This is a genomic window from Serratia sp. TSA_105.2, from assembly GCF_052692115.1.
Map to the genome: position 1 here is coordinate 425,732 of NZ_JBQZFT010000001.1, position 16,543 is coordinate 442,274.

The 16,543-nt window shown below is 61.7% G+C and carries 13 protein-coding genes; 6 read left to right on the top strand and 7 right to left on the bottom strand.

Annotated elements, in window-relative coordinates; genetic code table 11:
* Positions 1–241 precede the first annotated feature (241 nt).
* Genes ACUTSC_RS01870 through ACUTSC_RS01880 form a run of 3 tightly spaced genes read left to right on the top strand, consistent with a single transcriptional unit; the run spans position 242 to position 3,380 of the window.
* The gene (locus ACUTSC_RS01870; protein ID WP_197767319.1) at positions 242–2,854 is read left to right on the top strand and encodes a YdbH family protein; all 2,613 of its coding nucleotides are present in this window, start codon (positions 242–244) and stop codon (positions 2,852–2,854) included.
* On the top strand, positions 2,851–3,048 hold the full coding sequence (locus ACUTSC_RS01875) for a YnbE family lipoprotein (protein WP_004930472.1): 198 nt from the start codon (positions 2,851–2,853) through the stop codon (positions 3,046–3,048). The genes ACUTSC_RS01870 and ACUTSC_RS01875 overlap by 4 nt, the downstream gene beginning before the upstream one ends.
* An 8-nt stretch (positions 3,049–3,056) precedes the next feature.
* A complete protein-coding gene (locus ACUTSC_RS01880; RefSeq protein ID WP_063989997.1) occupies positions 3,057–3,380 on the top strand; it encodes a YdbL family protein in 324 nt (107 codons plus the stop codon).
* A gap of 119 nt (positions 3,381–3,499) precedes the next feature.
* Here ACUTSC_RS01880 and azoR read toward each other — a convergent pair whose 3' ends face one another.
* Positions 3,500–4,105: an FMN-dependent NADH-azoreductase gene (gene azoR / locus ACUTSC_RS01885; RefSeq protein WP_015377994.1), complete on the bottom strand. Its 606-nt coding sequence runs from the start codon at positions 4,103–4,105 to the stop codon at positions 3,500–3,502.
* 269 nt (positions 4,106–4,374) lie between these two features.
* On the opposite strand from azoR, the gene hrpA reads away from it, so the two are divergent.
* On the top strand, positions 4,375–8,262 hold the full coding sequence (hrpA, locus tag ACUTSC_RS01890) for an ATP-dependent RNA helicase HrpA (protein ID WP_197767318.1): 3,888 nt from the start codon (positions 4,375–4,377) through the stop codon (positions 8,260–8,262).
* Here hrpA and ACUTSC_RS01895 read toward each other — a convergent pair.
* Positions 8,240–9,397: an MFS transporter gene (locus ACUTSC_RS01895; protein WP_197767317.1), complete on the bottom strand. Its 1,158-nt coding sequence runs from the start codon at positions 9,395–9,397 to the stop codon at positions 8,240–8,242. The genes hrpA and ACUTSC_RS01895 overlap by 23 nt on opposite strands.
* A 101-nt stretch (positions 9,398–9,498) precedes the next feature.
* Here ACUTSC_RS01895 and ACUTSC_RS01900 point away from each other — a divergent pair, with 101 nt between their 5' ends.
* On the top strand, positions 9,499–10,278 hold the full coding sequence (locus ACUTSC_RS01900) for a helix-turn-helix domain-containing protein (RefSeq protein ID WP_197767316.1): 780 nt from the start codon (positions 9,499–9,501) through the stop codon (positions 10,276–10,278).
* Between the two features lie 35 nt (positions 10,279–10,313).
* On the opposite strand, the gene ACUTSC_RS01905 is transcribed toward ACUTSC_RS01900, so the two are convergent.
* Together ACUTSC_RS01905 and asr are read right to left on the bottom strand one after the other, a co-directional pair.
* A complete protein-coding gene (locus tag ACUTSC_RS01905) occupies positions 10,314–11,126 on the bottom strand; it encodes a trypsin-like serine peptidase (protein WP_049198285.1) in 813 nt (270 codons plus the stop codon).
* 294 nt (positions 11,127–11,420) lie between these two features.
* Positions 11,421–11,696 (bottom strand): acid resistance repetitive basic protein Asr, encoded by a 276-nt coding sequence (asr, locus tag ACUTSC_RS01910; protein ID WP_025302975.1) that lies wholly within the window; start codon positions 11,694–11,696, stop codon positions 11,421–11,423.
* Positions 11,697–11,882: 186 nt separating this feature from the next.
* On the opposite strand from asr, the gene ACUTSC_RS01915 reads away from it, so the two are divergent.
* A complete protein-coding gene (locus ACUTSC_RS01915) occupies positions 11,883–12,788 on the top strand; it encodes an alpha/beta fold hydrolase (RefSeq protein ID WP_197767315.1) in 906 nt (301 codons plus the stop codon).
* A 167-nt stretch (positions 12,789–12,955) separates the two neighbouring features.
* Here ACUTSC_RS01915 and ACUTSC_RS01920 read toward each other — a convergent pair whose 3' ends face one another.
* Genes ACUTSC_RS01920 through rstA form a run of 3 tightly spaced genes read right to left on the bottom strand, consistent with a single transcriptional unit; the run spans position 12,956 to position 16,517 of the window.
* Positions 12,956–14,455: a carboxypeptidase M32 gene (locus ACUTSC_RS01920; protein WP_197767314.1), complete on the bottom strand. Its 1,500-nt coding sequence runs from the start codon at positions 14,453–14,455 to the stop codon at positions 12,956–12,958.
* A 35-nt stretch (positions 14,456–14,490) separates the two neighbouring features.
* The gene (rstB, locus tag ACUTSC_RS01925; RefSeq protein WP_197767313.1) at positions 14,491–15,795 is read right to left on the bottom strand and encodes a two-component system sensor histidine kinase RstB; all 1,305 of its coding nucleotides are present in this window, start codon (positions 15,793–15,795) and stop codon (positions 14,491–14,493) included.
* Entirely contained in the window at positions 15,792–16,517 is a 726-nt protein-coding gene (rstA, locus tag ACUTSC_RS01930) for a two-component system response regulator RstA (RefSeq protein ID WP_197767312.1), read from the bottom strand. Before rstA ends, rstB begins: the two co-directional genes overlap by 4 nt.
* Positions 16,518–16,543: the final 26 nt, after the last annotated feature.

Genomic DNA, 16,543 nt, shown 5'->3' on the forward strand with positions numbered 1-16,543 from the left:
GAATGGTTGCAAGACTATTAATCATCAACGGTAACGACAATAACAAAAGTCTGAAAACCGTCCTATTTATGTGATGTATATGTAACGAAAATCTACAATCCGCACACGTTTGCGCCAAAAAGGTGCAAATCGCTTCTGCGACCGCACTCAGCTTCACCCTATGTCAAATTCGTGCCATCATTATTGTCAATTCAGGCATAGACTTAACGGATGCCTAACTCAGGAACGAAGCAATCATTTAATGACCAGGCGATTGAAAGTATTCATAGGGACGGTGGCGGGCTGCGCAATTCTGGTGCTGGCGTTGTGGCAAACTTTGCCGCGCTGGCTGCCGGGAGTGCTATCGCATTGGTTGCCGGCGGGGAGCCGCCTGGAATTGCAGGGCAATTTGCACTGGCGTCAGGGCGGCCTGGCGTTGGCGGGGGCGCGTTTCACCGCGCAAGATTGCCTGCTGGCCAACGTCGGGCCGACGCGGCTGGCTTATCACCAGGGCCGCTGGCAGCTGTCGAGCGATAAGGTCAGCGTCGATAGCGCCTGTTTGTCAAAACTGCCGAGCGGCGACGCCAACAGCGCGCCGCTGGCGCTCGATCAATTGCAGCGGCAACTGCCGGCGTTGGATCTCACCATTAATGATCTGACGCTCATTCCCTGGCAGCGCTATGCCGGCAAGCTGCAGCTTTCCTCCGGCCCTGACGGGCAACGCCTGCATTATCGGGGGCCGAATCTCAGCGCCGAGGCACAGCTGGATGAAAAACAGCAGTTGACGTTGCAGAGCCTGACCGTCGTCCCACCCAACAGCGCGCAACCGCTGCACCTCGCCGGCAAGATAACTCTCCCGCTGGATCTGGCCAGCCTGCCGACGCAGGGCGCGCTGCAGGGGGAAATGCAGACCGCCTATCTGGAAAAACCGGTATTGCTGGACGTGCGCTGGCAACAGCAGCAGGGCGTGTTGACGGTTAGCGAAAAAGGCGACGATCGGCCGCTGGCGGTGTTGCCGTGGGAAGTGACCCCGCAGCGGGTCAGCATCAAGCAGGGCGAGTGGCGTTGGCCATACAGCGGGCAGCCGTTGAACGGCGGCCTGAGCATCGCGCTGCACGACTGGAGCAAAGGGTGGGATGAAACGGAGATCAGCGCGCGGCTGAACGTGATCACCGCCGGCCACAACGGCAAGGGCAACGCGGTGCTCACCCTCGGGCCGGGCAAGGTGGGGTTGACCGACAGCGATCTGCGCTTCCAACTGACCGGCCAGGCCAATCTGGCCGACTTCTCCACCACCGCGTCAATCCCGGGCGTGATCGGCGGCAGCATTCTTAATCCGACGCTGGTGCTTCAGCCAGGTTCGCTGCTCCGTCTATGGGGCAAGGTGACGCCGGAAATGACGCTGGAGGAGGCGCGTTTACCGCTGGCGGGCGTGAAGGTGACCGCCGCCGGCATCACCGGCCGTCTGCAGGCGATTTTGAGCGCCAGCGACAGTTATTGGGGGCGCTTCAAGTTGCACCTGGACGGCCAGGCGCAGGATTTCTGGCCGGACAAGGGTGACTGGCAGTGGCGTTACTGGGGCAACGGCCGCTTGCCGCCGCTGCAGGCCGCCTGGGACGTCGCCGGCAGCGGCCGCTGGCAGGACAGCGAGCTGGTGCTCGACAAGCTCTCCACCGGCTTCGACAAGTTGAAGTACGGTCTGGTGACGGTCGCCGCGCCGCGCCTGAGCCTCAACCAACCGCTGCGCTGGCGGCGTGATGAACAAAGCCCGCAGCTCAACGGCGAACTCCAGCTGGCGGCGGATAAGGTCAGCTTCAGCGACGGCGGCCATCTGCCGGCGCCGGTGCTGGTGCTGCAGCTGAGCGGCCGTTCGCCGGACAGTTTCCAGCTGCAGGGCAAACTGCAGGCGCAGCAGATCGGGCCGATCGCGCTGCGCGGCCGCTGGGACGGCGAACGCCTGCGCGGCGAAGCCTGGTGGCCGAAACAGTCGCTGAAGGTCTTCCAGCCGCTGCTGGCACCGGATCTCAATCTCACGCTGCGCGACGGCGAGTTTTACGCGCAGTCGGCGTTTTCCGCCGCCCGTGAACAAGGCTTCGAAGCCGGCGGCCATTGGGTGGTGAAAAACGGCGGCATGTGGCTGAAGGACGGCGAGATGAGCGGCCTGGACTTCATCCTGTCGTACCGGTTCAAGCAGCATCAGTGGCTGCTGGGTGCCAAACAGCCGGTGTCGCTGCGCATCAAGTCTTTCAGCAACCTGTTCGAGATGCAGAACATTTCCGCCGATCTGCAGGGCACCTATCCTTATAGCGAAAGGCAGCCGCTGACGTTGAGCAACGTCGGCGTGGACATGCTCAACGGGCATATCAGCCTGTCGGCGCTGCGGTTGCCGCAGCATGACGCCGCGGTGCTGAAACTGGACAAGGTCGATCTCAGCGCGCTGTTCACCGCCCTGAAACCGAAGCAGTTCGCCATGTCCGGCCGCGTCGACGGCGAGCTGCCGCTGTTCCTGAACCACCCCAAGTGGCTGGTGCAAAACGGCTGGATCGCCAATGCCGGCACGTTGACGCTGCGGCTGGACAAAGACATGGCCGACGCCATCGGCAGCAACAACCTGGCGACCGGCGCGGCGATCGACTGGCTGCGCTATATGGAAATCAACCGTTCGCACGCCCGGGTCGATCTCGACAATCTGGGTGAGCTGACGCTGAGCGCGCGCATCGACGGCATCAACCCGCAGAAGAGCGCCAAGCGTGAGGTGATTCTGAACTATCGCCATCAGGAAAACGTGTTTCAGCTGTGGCGCAGTTTGCGCTTCGGCGACAATTTACAGGAGTGGCTGGAGCAGGCCCTCTCACAACCTGGGGAGCAACAATGAAAATCATGAGTGTGTCGGCGCTGGCAGCGGTGCTGTGCGTTTCGCTGCTGAGCGGCTGCGTGCCGCGCATCGAGGTGGCGACGCCGAAGGATCCCATCACCATCAATATGAACGTCAAGATCGAGCATGAAATTCATATCAAGGTGGATAAGGACGTCGAAAACCTGCTGAAAACCCAAAGCGGTCTGTTCTAGGAGCCGACATGAAAAAACGTTATTTGTGGCTGGCCGGCGCCGCCTGGTTGTTCAGCAGCGTGGCGATGGCGCTGACGCTGGATGAGGCGAAGCAGCAAGGGCGGGTGGGTGAAACTCTGAGCGGCTACATCGCGCCGGTGAAGCAGGACGCGGAAACGCTGGCGCTGGTGAAGCGCATCAACGCCGGCCGTACCGAGAAGTATCAGGAAGTGGCGGACGGCAACCATATCGCCGTCGACGAAGTGGCGCGCATGGCCGGGCAGAAGCTGGTGACGCGCGCGCAGAGTGGCGAGTATGTGCGCGGCATCAACGGCCAGTGGCTGAAGAAATAAAAAAAAGCGCGCCGTCTGGCGCGCCAAGAGATACGGATAGATGATTATTATGAGGGTAGTGCAGGTTTGACAGGACTTGCCACTTGTCCGGCAGGGGCTCGGCGCCCCTGCGCAGAATCTTAGGCAGCAACCACCTGAGACAGGGCCGCTTTCGCGTCTTCCTGGGCTTTGGTCGCCACTTCCGGGCCGTAGGCGATGCCTTCCGCAAAGACGAACTCCACGTCGGTGATGCCGATGAAGCCCAGGAACAGACGCAGGTAAGGCTCTACCAGGTCGGTTGGGGTGCCTTTGTGGATGCCGCCGCGGCTGGTCAGGATCACGGCGCGTTTGTTTTTCACCAGGCCTTCCGGACCGTTTTCGGTGTAGCGGAAGGTCACGCCGGCGCGGGCAACCAGGTCGAAATAGTTTTTCAGCTGGGTCGGGATGTTGAAGTTGTACATCGGCGCGGCAATCACGATGACGTCATTGGCCTGCAGCTCGGCGATCAGCTCGTCCGACAGGGCCAGCGCTTCTTGTTGACGCGGGGTCAACGGAGCATCGGAAGGACGCAGCGCGCCGACCAGCTCACCGTCCAGCACCGGGATTGGCTGCGCGGCCAGATCGCGTACGGTGATGGTGTCGCCGCTGTGGGCGTTGCTCCATTGCTCTACGAAGAAATCGGCCAGTTGGTTAGACTGAGAGTAGGTCGCCAGGATGCTTGATTTCAGAACCAATACGTTGCTCATCGATAATTCCTTACGTTGTGACAGTGACATCAGGACTCAGCGTCCCTTGCATGAAGTACATGCTATTCACATTCCCCCAACAGTGATAGCGCAATATTTCGAGATCTTCGTTCGATTTTATTGAATGACATGGCGACGCTTTACTCGCGGAAGTAGGGGGAGAAAGCCGTTTGTGATAGGCTGTGCGTCTAAAGTAAAAAAATCGCTAAAAAAACATCAAACCGTTGCCAAGCCTGGCCTTGGCGGCGAAGAAACAAGGAACACCGAACGTGAAATCTCCGCTCGAGGCACTGCCGGCCCAACTGGGTGAGCTGATGCTCCGCGATCAACAACGCCTGCGTCGTCGCCTGCAGGGCGCACGAAAAATCAAAAATCCCGATGCCCAGCTGGCGGTTGCCGCCGAAGTAGAAAGCGACATCGCGGCGGCGCGGCAAAAAGTGCAGGCGCGCGCCGCGTCTTGCCCGCGCATTACCTATCCGGAAAGCCTGCCGGTCAGCCAAAAAAAGCAGGACATTTTAAACGCCATTCGCGATCACCAGGTGGTGATCGTCGCCGGGGAAACCGGCTCGGGGAAAACCACCCAGCTGCCGAAGATCTGTCTGGAACTGGGACGCGGGGTGAAAGGGCTGATCGGCCATACCCAGCCGCGCCGCCTGGCGGCGCGCACCGTGGCCAACCGCATCGCCGACGAGCTGGAAACCCCGCTCGGCGGCAGCGTCGGCTACAAGGTGCGCTTCAACGATCAGGTGGGGGAAAATACCCTGGTCAAGCTGATGACCGACGGTATCTTGCTGGCGGAAATTCAGCAGGACCGCCTGCTGATGCAGTACGACACGCTGATCATCGATGAAGCGCACGAACGCAGCCTCAATATCGACTTTATTCTCGGCTACCTGCGCGAACTGTTGCCGAAGCGCCCGGATCTGAAGGTGATCATCACCTCGGCGACCATCGATCCGCAGCGCTTCTCGCGCCATTTCAACAATGCGCCGATCATCGAGGTTTCCGGCCGCACCTACCCGGTGGAGGTGCGCTACCGTCCGGTGGTCGACGACGGCGACGATACCGATCGCGACCAGCTGCAGGCGATTTTCGATGCGGTGGACGAGCTTGGGCGCGAAGGGTCGGGCGACATTCTGATCTTCATGAGCGGCGAGCGCGAGATCCGCGATACCGCCGACGCCCTGAACCGCCTCAATCTGCCGCACACCGAAGTGCTGCCGCTGTATGCGCGCCTGTCGAACAGCGAGCAGAACCGGGTGTTTCAGTCGCACCACGGCCGGCGCATCGTGCTGGCCACCAACGTGGCGGAAACCTCGCTGACGGTGCCGGGCATCAAGTACGTTATCGATCCGGGCACCGCGCGCATCAGCCGCTACAGCTTCCGCACCAAGGTGCAGCGCCTGCCGATCGAACCGGTGTCGCAGGCCTCTGCCAACCAGCGTAAAGGGCGCTGCGGTCGCGTATCGGAAGGGGTGTGCATCCGTCTGTACTCCGAGCAGGATTTCCTCTCGCGGCCGGCGTTTACCGATCCGGAAATTCTGCGCACCAACCTGGCGTCGGTCATTCTGCAGATGACCTCGCTGGGGCTGGGCGACATCGCCGCGTTTCCGTTCGTCGAGGCGCCGGACAAGCGTAATATTCAGGATGGCGTGCGCCTGCTGGAAGAGCTGGGGGCGATCGCTACCGCCGATAACGGCCACTATCAGCTGACGCCGCAGGGCCGCCAGCTGGCGCAGTTGCCGATCGACCCGCGTCTGGCGCGCATGGTGCTGGAGGCGCAGAAGAGCGGCAGCGTGCGCGAGGTGATGATCATCACCGCCGCGCTGTCGATTCAGGATCCGCGTGAGCGCCCGATGGACAAGCAGCAGGCCTCGGATGAGAAACACCGCCGCTTCGCCGACAAAGACTCGGACTTCCTGGCGTTCGTCAACCTGTGGGATTATCTGCAGGAGCAGCAAAAGGCGAACTCTTCCAGCCAGTTCCGCCGGCTGTGCCGCAACGATTTCCTCAACTACCTGCGGGTGCGCGAGTGGCAGGATATCTATACCCAGCTGCGCCAGGTGGTGAAAGAGCTGGGGCTGCCGATCAACAGCACGCCTTCCGACTACCGCAGCGTACACACCGCGCTGCTGACCGGTTTGCTGTCGCATATCGGCCAGAAGGATGCGGACAAGCAGGAATTTACCGGCGCGCGCAACGCCCGCTTCTCGATCTTCCCCGGCTCTGGCCTGTTCAAGAAGCCGCCGAAGTGGACCATGGTGGCCGAACTGGTGGAAACCAGCCGCCTGTGGGGGCGCATCGCCGCGCGCATCGAACCGGAATGGATCGAGCCGCTGGCTCAGCACCTGGTGAAACACAGCTACAGCGAGCCGCACTGGTCGAAGTCGCAGGGGGCGGTGATGGCCAGCGAAAAGGTCACGCTGTTTGGTCTGCCGATCGTCGCGGCACGCCAGGTCAACTACGGCTCCATCGATCCGCTGCTGTGCCGCGAGTTGTTTATCCGCCATGCGCTGGTGGAGGGCGACTGGCAGACGCGCCACGCCTTCTTCCGCGAAAACCAAAAGCTGCGCGCCGAAGTGGAAGAGCTGGAGCATAAATCGCGCCGCCGCGACATTCTGGTGGACGACGAAACGCTGTTCGGCTTCTACGATCGCCGCATCCCCAACGACGTGGTTTCCGGCCGTCATTTCGACAGCTGGTGGAAGAGCGCGGCCAAACAGCAGCCGGACCTGCTGAACTTCGAAAAAGAGATGCTGATCAAAGACGGCGCCAACAAGATCAGCGCGCTCGACTACCCGAATTTCTGGCATCAGGGCAACCTCAAGCTGCGGCTGAGCTACCAGTTCGAGCCGGGCACCGACGCCGACGGCGTGACGGTGCACATTCCGCTGCCGATCCTCAACCAGGTGGAGGAGCAGGGCTTCGAATGGCAGATCCCCGGCATCCGCCGCGAGCTGGTGATTGCGCTGATCAAGTCGCTGCCGAAGCCGGTGCGCCGCAACTTCGTGCCGGCACCGAACTACGCCGAGGCGTTCCTCGGCCGCGTCACGGCGCTGGAATTGCCGCTGCTGGACGCGCTGGAGCGCGAGCTGCGGCGCATGACCGGCGTGACCGTGTCACGTGATGACTGGCAGTGGGATCAGGTGCCCGATCACCTGAAAATGACCTTCCGCGTGGTGGGCGAGAAAAACCAGACGCTGCGCGAAGGCAAAGACCTGGCGGCCTTGCGGCTGCAGCTGAAAGAGAAGGTGCAGGAGACGCTGTCGGCGGTGGCCGACGACGGGCTGGAGCAGAGCAATCTGCATGTCTGGAGCTTTGGCCAATTGCCGGCGTTTTACGAGCAGAAGCGCGGCGGCTATTCGATGAAGGCGTACCCGGCGCTGGTGGATGAAAAAGACAGCGTGGCGATCCGCCTGTTCGACAGCGAAAGCGAGCAGCAACAGGCGATGTGGCAGGGCACGCGCCGCCTGCTGTTGCTGAATATTCCTTCGCCGATCAAATACCTGCATGAAAAGCTGCCGAACAAGGCCAAGCTGGGGCTCTATTTCAACCCGTACGGCAAGGTGCTGGAGCTGATCGATGACTGCATTTCGTGCGGCATCGATAAGCTGATCGCCGAACACGGCGGCCCGGTCTGGCAAGAGGAAGGCTTTGCCCGCCTGCAGGAGCAGATCCGCGCCGAGCTGAACGACACGGTCGTCGAGGTGGCCAAGCAGGTTGAGCAGATCCTGACGGCGGTCTTCAACATCAACAAACGGCTGAAAGGCCGGGTGGACATGTCGTTGGCACTGGCGCTGTCGGACATCAAGACCCAGCTCGGCGGGCTGGTTTACCGCGGCTTCGTGACCGGCAACGGGTGGAAACGCCTGCCGGACACGTTGCGTTACCTGCAGGCGATCGAGCGCCGATTGGAAAAATTGGCTATCGATCCGCACCGCGATCGCGCGCAGATGCTGCGGGTGGAGCAGGTGCAGCAGGCCTGGCAGCAGTGGCTGAACAAGCTGCCGCCGAAGCGACAGCAGGAGGAAGAGGTGAAAGCGGTGCGCTGGATGATCGAAGAGCTGCGCGTCAGCCTGTTCGCGCAGCAGTTGGGCACGCCTTACCCGATCTCCGACAAGCGCATTTTGCAAACTATCGAGCAGCTTTCGGGTTAAGCTCGGGCGCACCGGCCGGCAAGCGGCTGGCGCACCACAGGCTCAACAGGCCGCACAGCAGCAGCGTGGCGGCCAAATCCTGCCCGCGCGCCGCGATCGTCAGCCCCAGGCCGATCAGCAGATAGTACAACAGCCCGAATAATGCGCCGGCGGTGCCGAGTTGCTGCCGGTAGCGGCTCAGCGCCTGGCTCAGCACATTCGGAATAGCCAATCCGAACGCCAGCATCACCAGCGCGCAGGGAAGCAGCATCCACAGGCTGTGTTGCCACCAGAACAATGCCACGCCGCTGGCCACCGCCAGCAACCCGCCCAGCAGGATCTGACGTTTGGCGCTGACGCTGCGCGCCAGCAGGTGGCGGTTCAACAGCGCCCCCGCCAGGCTGCCCAAAGCCAGCATCACGCCCGAGTAGCCAAACTGCTGGCTGCTCAACCCCAGCCTTTCGAACATGAACGGCGCCAGGCTGAAGTAGCTGAACACCATGATATTGAAGCTGGCGACCAGCAGCGCCGAACACCAGATGTGCCGATCGCGCAGCATCGTCATCAGGGCAATACCCGGTGCGGCGGCCGTTGCGGTTTGCCGCTGCCGCGTTTCCGGCAATGTGCCGTAGCTCCACAGCAGCAGCGCCAGCGCCCAGGCCGCCTGCGCGGTGAAAATCGCCGCGCTGCCGCCCCAGGCGACCAGCGCGCCGCCGGCAAACATTCCCAGCAGCGGGCTGATGGAAAGAGCGATGCCGACCAGCGCGAACATGCGCCCCAGCGCCGGGCCTTGATAGACGTCACGCAGCATGGTTTGCGTGACGATTGAACCGACCGCGGCACCGAAGGCGATCAGCCCACGGGCGGCCAGCAACAGCGTGAAGCTGCCGCTCAGCAGCGCGATGCCGGCGCCGATCAGATAGAGCGCCAGGCCGGCCAGCATCGCCGGACGGCGGCCGAACCGATCGCAGAAGGCTCCCCAAAAGGCGACGCCGAGGGCGAAGGCGAAGAAATAGATGGATAACGTCTGCCCGGCCTGCGCGGCGCTGATGCCGAAATCGCTGCGGATGGCGGTAAGCGCCGGGCTGTACAGCGTTTCCAGGATCTGCGGCGTCATGATGGCGGTGACGAGCAGCGGTAAAGATAAGCGTTGCATGATGCACATTCTCCCTAAAAGTTAATGCGGCCAGTATAGGGAGCGGCGCTTTGTTCGATTACAATCATTCGGACAAAAAACAACAGATATAGGACAATCTGATGGCGCTGATTCAACAGCATCACCCGTTCGACCCAGACCGGCTGCCGGCGCCGGTGCTCGGCATTGCGGCCGAACTGGCGGAGCACGACTCCGGGCTGCATTGGCATCAGCGCTCGCAGCTGCTGTATGCGCCGCAGGGGTGCATGACGGTCACGTTGGCGCAGCAGTGGCTGATTCTGCCGCCGACGCGCAGCGTCTGGATACCGGGCGGCATTGCGCATCGGGTGCAGCTGCGCGGCCGCGTCGCGTATCGCTCGCTGTATTTCGATCCGGCGCTGACCGCCGCCATGCCGCCACAGGCTGCGGTGCTGGCGGTGAACCCGCTGTTGGCGGCGATCGTCGAGCGGATCGCGCACTGGCCGCTGGACTCTGCGTTGGCGCAGCCCCAGGCGTGCGATTTGCTGGCGGTGCTGATCAATGAGCTGAACGAGGCGCAGCGCGAGAATACCCAGCTGCGGCTGCCGCAGGATAGGCGTCTTGCCGCCTGGCTGGCGACGCTGCCGGAGCGCGACGAATTGCCGGGGTTGGTGGCGTTGGCGCTGCGCTTGAATCTGCACGCCAAAACGTTGACGCGGCTGTTTGTGCGGGAAACCGGCCTGAGCTATCAGCAGTGGTGCCAGCAGTGGCGGCTGATGCGCGCGATCGAACTGCTGGCGACGTTGCCGTCGGTTAGCGCGGTGGCGCAGCGGTTGGGGTTTTCCAGCGACAGCGCGTTTATCGCTTTTTTCCGCCAGTTCACCGGCACCACGCCGCGGCGCTATATGCAAGGAGGCCGATAAAGCACAACGGCGCATAATGCGCCGTTGTGAGAGGGTTATTTGCCTGCCGCCAGGGCGTCTAGCGCTTCGCGGATGCCGGGCACCGCCAGGGCGCGGTTATCGGCGCGGTAGCGATCTTTCGCCGCCGGCGCCGAACTTTGGATGGCGATCAATTGCCAGCCATCGGCGGTTTTCAACAGCAGCGGTGAGCCGCTGTCGCCGGGCAGAGTATCACATTGGTGCGACAGTACGCCTTGCTGGGCCCAGCCGGTGACCTTGCAGTTTTGGTGGCTGTAGAGGTCATCCAGGTGGTCTTCCGGGTAACCCGCCTGAGTTATCAGCCGTTTGGCCTGTTTCAGGGCCTGGGTCAGCGCCTTGCTGTCGCCTTGCCACAGCGGCAACGGTGCGATCGGCAGCGGCTTTTTGTCTTTCAGACGGATCAGCGCAAAGTCATAGGCGGCGGCGGCGGGCGGCACGATCCAGCCATCACCGTCCGGCTTCAGCTTTTTGCCCAGCTTGCTGTCGACCAGGGTCTCGATATTGCCGGTTTGATACTGCCAGGATTTATCGCCTGCCACGAAGCGCAGAGCGATGGCTTTATCCAGTTGTCCGGGCGGTGCCAGCACGCAGTGGCCGGCGGTCAACGCCAGGTGCGGGGAGATCAGCGTGGCGGTACACAGATTGCCGCTGGCGGTTTCGACCTGGCCGATGGCCTGCCACGGCTGGGCGGCGGTATCCGTGACCTTGATTCGTTCATCTTTGCCGAAAAACAGACGCGTTTGCTCGGCCTTGGACGGGCCGTCGGCGCGTGCCGCCTGAGCAGCGATGAGCGGGAGTGAGCACAGCAACAGTAAAACGGATATGCGCATAGATCTCTTGCCTGACAAATACGGATCATCCATAAACACACTGAATGCTAACTATAGACTGATTTAGCAGCCATGTGGATGGGCAATAATTGATTTTTCAATAATTTCCCGCCGGCGACGCGGCAGGCTACAGGTAAAAAAAGACGGCGATCAGTCCACAAAGGATCAGGGCGGTCAGAACGATCTCGAACAGGTAGCGGCGCAGCATCAATGAGAACCCCCCGATGAAAAAACACCCGGCGAACCGGGTGTCGTACACGTCAAGCCTGAAGCGGTGAGGGGACCCTCACGTCATTACGCTTTTTTGTGGCTGGCTTTCTTGTGGTGCTTTTTAGCCGCCTGGGCTTTTTGGGCCGGGGCTTTCTTACCGGCCTTTTTGTGATGCTTTTTGGCCGCCTGAGCTTTCTGAACCGGGGCTTTCTTGCCGTGGTGTTTCACCTGAGCTTTAGCCGGCGCAGCGGTGGCGGTGGTTGCGGTAGCCGCAGGTGCGGTGGTGGCCGCCTCGGCAGCGAAAGCCACGGAAGACAGACCCATTGCAGCGGCAACAACCAGAGCTAATACTTTTTTCATCGCAGAATCCTCAACATGACTTTTTGTGTATCAACCCCACTGCGGGGCCGTTGAGATGATAGTAGGCAAACGGCGCCCGGCTTTCCGTGAGTGATTGGTTTCGGCTTGTAACCTAATGTACAGGGCGGCGGCGGCAAGGGGGATTGCTGCTATAATGACCGCCAGGCGCGATAAAAGGGATTTAAAATGAACGAGATAACGATTCGTTGTGGCGTGACTGAGCAGGGCGAGGTGCCGCTGGCCTATGAGGACTGGGGCGATGAGGCGCACCCGCCGCTGCTGCTCATCATGGGCATCGGCGCGCAGCTTCTGCTGTGGCCTGACGACTTCTGCCGCGCACTGGTGGCCAAGGGGTTTCGGGTGATCCGTTATGACAACCGCGACGTCGGCCTTTCCGGCAAAACGCAGGCGCAACGCACGCAGCCGTTGTGGCTGTTGATGCTGCGCGCCCAGCTCGGTTGGCAAACGCCGGTGCCTTATACCCTTGCGGACATGGCGGCGGACGCGGCGCATCTGCTCGATCACTTGCGCATCCCGCGGGCTCACGTACTGGGCGCTTCGATGGGGGGGATGATCGCCCAGGTGCTGGCTGCCGAATACCCGCAGCGCGTCGCCTCGTTATGCATCTTGTTCTCCAGCACCAATCAGCCGCTGTTGCCGCCGCCGGCACCTTCGCTGCTGTGGCTGTTGGTGCGCCGGCCTGCGGCCGATTTGACACTGCAGCAGCGCCACGAGGGGATGAAAACCTTCCTGCGCGCGCTCGGCACCCGGTTTTACCCGCCGGAGGAGGCGGAACTGGATGCGTTGGTGCATCGGCTGTTAAAGCGGGGCGTGGATCCGGAAGGCATGCAGCGGCAATTTTCCGCGTTGCTCGGCAGCGGCGATCTGCGTCGCTACAGTCGGCGTATTGCCGCGCCGACGCTGGTCATTCACGGCGATCGCGATCGGCTGGTACGTAAGGCGGGGGGAGTCGCGATAGCCCGCGCGGTCGCCCACGCCAAGCTGCATATTATGCCGGGCATGGGGCATGACCTGCCTGCCCCGTTGAGGCCACAGCTGGCGGCGATGGTCGCCCGTCATGCGCTGGGATGAGCGGCCGGAACGCCGGCGTTTTTTGCTATTTTAGTTACAACATACTAATTGAGGGTGGCCACCCGCCACTCTGCGGCCAAGGCGATGTCGGCAGGGAATGTGCGTTATGAAGCATTATCCCGTCTTGCAGGCGGGAAAAGGGCGCGGCAGAGCCGCGCCAGGGGAGATTACAGGTAGCGGTTTTCCAAATGCTGACGGAAGTAGCGTGGGTTGAGCGCTTCGCCGGTCGCGTTGGCGATCAGCGTCTCGGTCGGGAAACGGCTGCCGTGGCGCCAGATGTTGTGCTGCAACCAGTGGAACAGCGGCTGCAGGTTGCCGGCGGCGATATCCTCGTTCAGCGAAGGCAACGCCTGACGCACGCTGTGGAACAGCTGCGCGGCGTACATCGCGCCGAGCGTGTACGTCGGGAAGTAGCCGAAAGCGCCGTCGGTCCAGTGAATATCCTGCATGCAGCCGTTGCGGTAGTTGCCGATGGTGTCGAGGCCGAGATAAGCATGCATCTTCTCATTCCACAGTGCCGGAATGTCTTCCACTTCGATATCGCCTTCGATCAGCGCTTTTTCAATTTCGTAGCGCAAGATGACGTGGGCAGGATAGCTCACCTCGTCGGCGTCGACGCGGATCAGGCCCGGTTTAACGCGCTGGTTGAGGCGAATGAAGTTGGCTTCTTCCAGCGCCGGCTGTTCGCCAAACTGCGCGGTGACCAGCGGGCGCAAGATTTTCAGGAATTCATTGCCGCGCGCCAGCTGCATTTCGAACAGTAGGCTCTGCGATTCGTGGATGGCGGTGGAGCGGGCCAGGGCGACCGGCTGGCCGAGCAGATCGCGCGGCAGATTCTGCTCGTAGCGGGCGTGGCCGGTCTCATGCACGATGCCGAGCAGCGCGGTCAAAAACTCTTTCTCGTTGTAGCGCGTGGTGATGCGCACATCTTCCGGCACGCCGCCGCAGAACGGGTGGGCGCTGACGTCGACGCGGCCGTTGTCGAAGTTGAAACCGAGCAGCTTCATCACGCTGAGGCTCAGCTGGCGCTGGATGTCCACATTGAACGGCCCCTGAGGCGTCTGGCAAGGTTCATTGGCCTGTTTGGCCACCACGCGCTGCAGCAAATCCGGCAGCCAGGTTTTCAGATCGCCGAAGATGCGATCGAGATCGCTGCTGCGCATGCCCGGTTCATACAGGTTGAGCAGGGCGTCGTAACGGCTGGTGCCGGCCGCCTGTGCGCGGATCTGCGCCTCTTCCCGACTGAGTTTGACCACCTCGCGCAGATTCTCGACGAAACCGTCCCAATCGTTGGCCGGGCGCTGGGCGCGCCAGGCGTGTTCGCAGCGCGCGCCGGCGAGCGACTTGGCTTCGACCAGCGACGCCGGCAGCAGCACGGCGTCTTCATATTGGCGGCGCATTTCGCGCAGGTTGGCGCGATCGAGTTCGTCCAGCGTCTCTTGCTGCGCGCGATCCAACAGCGCGCCGGTGCTTTGTGCCGTTAAAATCTGGTGCTGCAGCACGCTCAGTTCGGCCAGCGCTTCGGAGCGCGCCTTGCTGCCGCCCGGCGGCATCATGGTTTGCATGTCCCAACCGGCGATGGCGGACAGGTGGCCGAAGCGCGACAGCCGGCTGAACAGGGCGCGCAGGTGATCGTAAGCAGACGTGTTGGAATGTGCAGATGTCATTATTATTCGGCTCCAATGAGAAAGGTCCGGCGGCATTACGCCAGATCGGCTTTTAAACTGAATGTCGGCTTCACCGGCCAGCAGAAACGGAAGCTGGCGCCGCCGAGCGAACTGCCTTCGACGAACACCTGTCCCTGGTAGGCGACGGCGATAGAATGGACGATGGCTAGCCCCAACCCGCAGCCGCCGGTAGCGCGATCGCGGCTGGGGTCGAGACGGACGAAAGGTTCAAACACCCGTTCGCGCTCTTCCGGCGGAATACCCGGCCCGTCATCCTCGACCTGCAGGCAGGCGAGGTCGCCGTCAAACCACAGGCCAACGCGCAGGCGCTGTTCGGAATAGCGCAGCGCGTTGTTGACCAGGTTGTCGAGCACGCGCTCCATCAGGCGCAGATCGACGCCGCCGAAGTCGCCGACGTGCGGGATATCGAGCTGGATGTCGCGTTCCTGATGAATAAGACGGATATCATCGACCTTGTCCTCGAGCCACTTTGGCAGATCGATGGGTGCAATGTTTAACGCAACCTGCGGACGGTCCAGACGGGCATAGGTCAGCAGCTCGTCGATCAGCGACTCCAACTGGCCAATATCGCGGTTCAGCGCCTGCTGCTCGCTTTCGGACAGGTTATCGCTCATTTCGAGCCGGTAACGCAGGCGCACCAGCGGCGTGCGCAGTTCGTGCGCGATGCCGTCGATCAGCTGTTTCTTGCTGGCGATCAGGGTGTTGACGTTGTCGGCCATCTGGTTGAACGCCACGCCGAGCCGGCTCAGGCTGGAGGTGGGATCGAAGTGGGTGCGTTCATCCAGATGCCCGGCGCCGAGCCGCTGGGCGGCGTTTTCCAGCTTGAGCAGGTCTTGCCAGTGCGGCCGCATCCACAGAAACACCGGCAGCGCCAGCGACATGCCGATAAACACCAGCAACACCAGATCCAGCAGGCGCATCTGGTGCAGATAGAACAGATAAGGAATGGGACCGACCACCAACACGTAGTGGCTGCGCGGAATGCGCTGCATAAAGGTGTACTGATCGTCGAGGGCGATGATTTCCCCCAGCCGCAGGCGCTTTTTCAAATCCTCGCTCAGTTCCTGTTTGCCGAGCGGTTCGATATGCAGTTTGAACGACAGGTTGAGATCCAGCGTGGCGATGGTCTTGTTCCAGTCTTTCAGCGGGATTTCGCGCAGCTCGCTGCGCATCAGGTACAGTGAACTTTTCATCAGATCGTCCATCGATTGGCGGCCGGCGCGCTCGGCGGTCACCTTGTACACAAGGCCGACCAGCATCGCCATCACCAGAAAACAGACGAACAGCAACAGGAAGAACTGGACGAAAAGTTTTCTCATTGTTGCACCGATGCCCAGGCGTTAGGGGCGAACAGATAGCCTTTATTGCGCACGGTCTTGATGCGGAACGGCTCCAGTGCGTTGTCGTACAGCTTGCGGCGCAGGCGGGAGATCGCCACGTCGATGCTGCGGTCCATGCCGTCATAGCTCACGCCGCGCAGGTTTTGCAGCAGCGCCTCGCGATCCATGATCTGCCCGGCGTGGGTCGCCAGCTCCCACAGCAGATCGAAATCCGAGGTGGACAGAGTGACAGTTTCTTCGCCCAGCGTGACCTGCCGGTTGACCGGATCGATGCACAATAGCCCGAAATGCAGCGCGTTGTGCTGGGTGAGCGACTGAACCGACTCTTCTTTCGGCTGTTGGCTGTGTTGGCGCAGGTGCAAACGCAGGCGTGCCAGCAACACCGCAGGTGGCGTGGTTTTCAGGATATAGTCGTTGGCGCCCATCTCCAGCGACAGGATATGGTTCATGTCGCTGTCGAGCGAGGTGAGCAGCACGATTGGGCCGGGGAAGGTGGGGCGCAGATCGCGGCACAGCGTCATGCCGTCTTTGCCGGGCAGCATGATGTCCAGCAGCACCAAATCGGGTTGCTCGCGCTCGATGCGCGCTTGCGCGCTGTCACCGCGCGGCTCGATCAGCACCTCGATGTCGTGTTTGCCCAGATAGGCGGCGATCAGCTTGCCGACTTCAGGATCGTCTTCCACAAAAACAATTTTATGCATATGCCCGTGTTTTAATAATAAAAGCG